General features: G+C 64.5%; 2 protein-coding genes and 2 tRNA genes. 2 read left to right on the top strand and 2 right to left on the bottom strand.

The features are described 5' to 3' along the window. Positions 1-869, bottom strand: an 869-nt coding sequence (locus EOA29_RS34465) for an RNA methyltransferase (RefSeq protein ID WP_145969985.1), incomplete at its 3' end; no start/stop codon positions are given. A 198-nt stretch (positions 870-1,067) separates the two neighbouring features. On the opposite strand from EOA29_RS34465, the gene EOA29_RS34460 reads away from it, so the two are divergent. Together EOA29_RS34460 and EOA29_RS34455 are read left to right on the top strand one after the other, a co-directional pair. Continuing rightward, positions 1,068-1,152 (top strand) — tRNA-Tyr (locus EOA29_RS34460). Positions 1,153-1,240: 88 nt separating this feature from the next. After that, positions 1,241-1,314: transfer RNA gene (locus tag EOA29_RS34455), tRNA-Gly, on the top strand. Between the two features lie 76 nt (positions 1,315-1,390). Here EOA29_RS34455 and EOA29_RS34450 read toward each other — a convergent pair. Further along, positions 1,391-1,849 (bottom strand): YidB family protein, encoded by a 459-nt coding sequence (locus EOA29_RS34450; RefSeq protein ID WP_126094128.1) that lies wholly within the window; start codon positions 1,847-1,849, stop codon positions 1,391-1,393. Positions 1,850-1,995: the final 146 nt, after the last annotated feature.

The following is a 1,995-nucleotide window of genomic DNA, read 5'->3' as shown; positions in this document are numbered from 1 at the left end:
ATTCGCGTTTCGCTATTCGCTAGGAATTTCCGCGCCGCATAGAGGCTCACCGCCGCAGCGTTCGACACGTTGAGCGAGCGGATGGCGCCGGGCATGTCGAGGCGGGCGAGCGCGGTCACCGTCTCTCGCGTCTTCTGGCGCAGGCCCTTGCCTTCGGCCCCAAGCACCAGCGCGATCTTGTCGCCGTCGAATGTCTTTTCGAGCTCGGCCGGCCCGTCTGAATCGAGCCCGATCGTCTGGAAGCCGGCCTCGTGCAACTGGCCGAGCGCGTCGGCCAGGTTCTTCACCTCGATCTGGTCGATATGCTCCAGCGCGCCGGAAGCCGATTTCGCCAATACGCCCGATTCCTGCGGGCTGTGGCGCGCCGTGGTGATCAGCGCGCCGGCGCCGAAGGCGACCGCCGAGCGCAGGATCGCGCCGACATTGTGCGGGTCGGTCACCTGGTCGAGCACCAGCACCAGCTTGGTGTCGCCAAGCGCGTCGAGACGCTTGGGCTTAAGGGGTTCCGCCTCTATGAGCACGCCCTGGTGCACGGCGTCCGAACCGGTGATCCTGTCGATGTCCTTGGGCTCGACCAGCTCGGCCTTGAAGGGCAGGACGGCAAGCTCGCCGATCGAAAGCCGCTCGGCGGCGTTGCGCGTCACCAGCATCTTTCTGATCTTGCGCCGGGGGTTGTCGAGGGCGGCGCGCACTGTATGCAGGCCATAGAGCCGCACCAGCCCGTCGGCGGGGCCTTCGCCCGCCGGCACCGGCTGGCGCGGCCGGAATGCCGGCGCGCCGCCGGCCTTCTGGTCGCGATGCGCGCGCCGAAGCTTGGCGTAGTGGGTGTCCTTCGGGGTGCCCGGCTTGTTGCTTTTGTTGTCGCTCATGCGGCTTCTATAGCGGTCCCGCCCGACTAAGGATATGGCCGTGTCGACGAATGCGGGACATCATCGAAAAACCGCCACTACGCCGGTTGACACCCACCGGCCTTGCCGCCATAAGGCGCATCGCTGATTTCGGAGAAAGTCCCTACTCGGGCTCCGGATCGGCGTGAATGACTCGTTGCATGGCTCCGGCGGCAGACTGGAGAGGTGCCCGAGTGGTTAAAGGGGACGGACTGTAAATCCGTTGGCTTAGCCTACGTTGGTTCGAATCCAACCCTCTCCACCACTGCCGGCCCGGAAGCCCTGAAACGAAAAGTCTCGGACCGAAAAGTGCATGGCGCTTTTCGGGTGAATCCGGTACTTCAGTGTAAGGCGCGGGTATAGCTCAGTGGTAGAGCAGCAGCCTTCCAAGCTGAATATGCGGGTTCGATTCCCGCTACCCGCTCCAGATTTCCATCCGCATCGCCGTTCCCACGAAAAGGCCGCGCGCCGAAGCGCGCAGCGCATTTCGCTTGATCCGCGTCCTAGCTGCTGAAAGCCGAGGCGACCTGATGCTGTTGCGGGATCTGGCCGTTGGGCGTCAGCTTGTCGACGATGCCGGGCAGCGCCGATGAGAGTTGCTGCAGCAGCTCCTGCTCGTTCAAGCCCGTGCGCTGCGCGATCTCGCGAATGACCTGCGGCCCGATCGCGGCGCCGAGATCGTTGGCGTTGATCGGCTGGTTCTGGCCGGTGCCGACCCAGGAATCGGCGACGCCGCCGTGCCCGGCATCCTTCAGCTTGTCGAGCAGGCCGCCCAGTCCGCCGAGCAGGCCGCCGTCGGCCGAGGTGCCGGCACCCGCGGGAGTAGGGACCGGAGCTTGAGGTTCGGCCGGCTGTTCCTCGCTCTTGCCGCTCAGCATCTTGCCGACCAGCAGCGCGCCGAGCGCGATCATCAGCGGTTTGGTGATGTTGCCGCCGGGAACGGCGTTGTCAAAAAGGCCCATCGTGGATCTCCTATCAACCAATTCCGCCCGGCGCCAAAATGGCGCAGCCGGGGGGGATTTCAAGCTGTCTTGAGCTTTTGGCAATCATATGAAAATGATTGGCATGGCGGGGATTGGAGGGAAAAGATGGGCATCATCAGCTGGAT

The sequence above is a fragment of the Mesorhizobium sp. M1E.F.Ca.ET.063.01.1.1 genome, from assembly GCF_003998155.1.
Taxonomy (GTDB): domain Bacteria; phylum Pseudomonadota; class Alphaproteobacteria; order Rhizobiales; family Rhizobiaceae; genus Mesorhizobium.
This window is presented reverse-complemented; position numbering and strand designations above follow the sequence as displayed.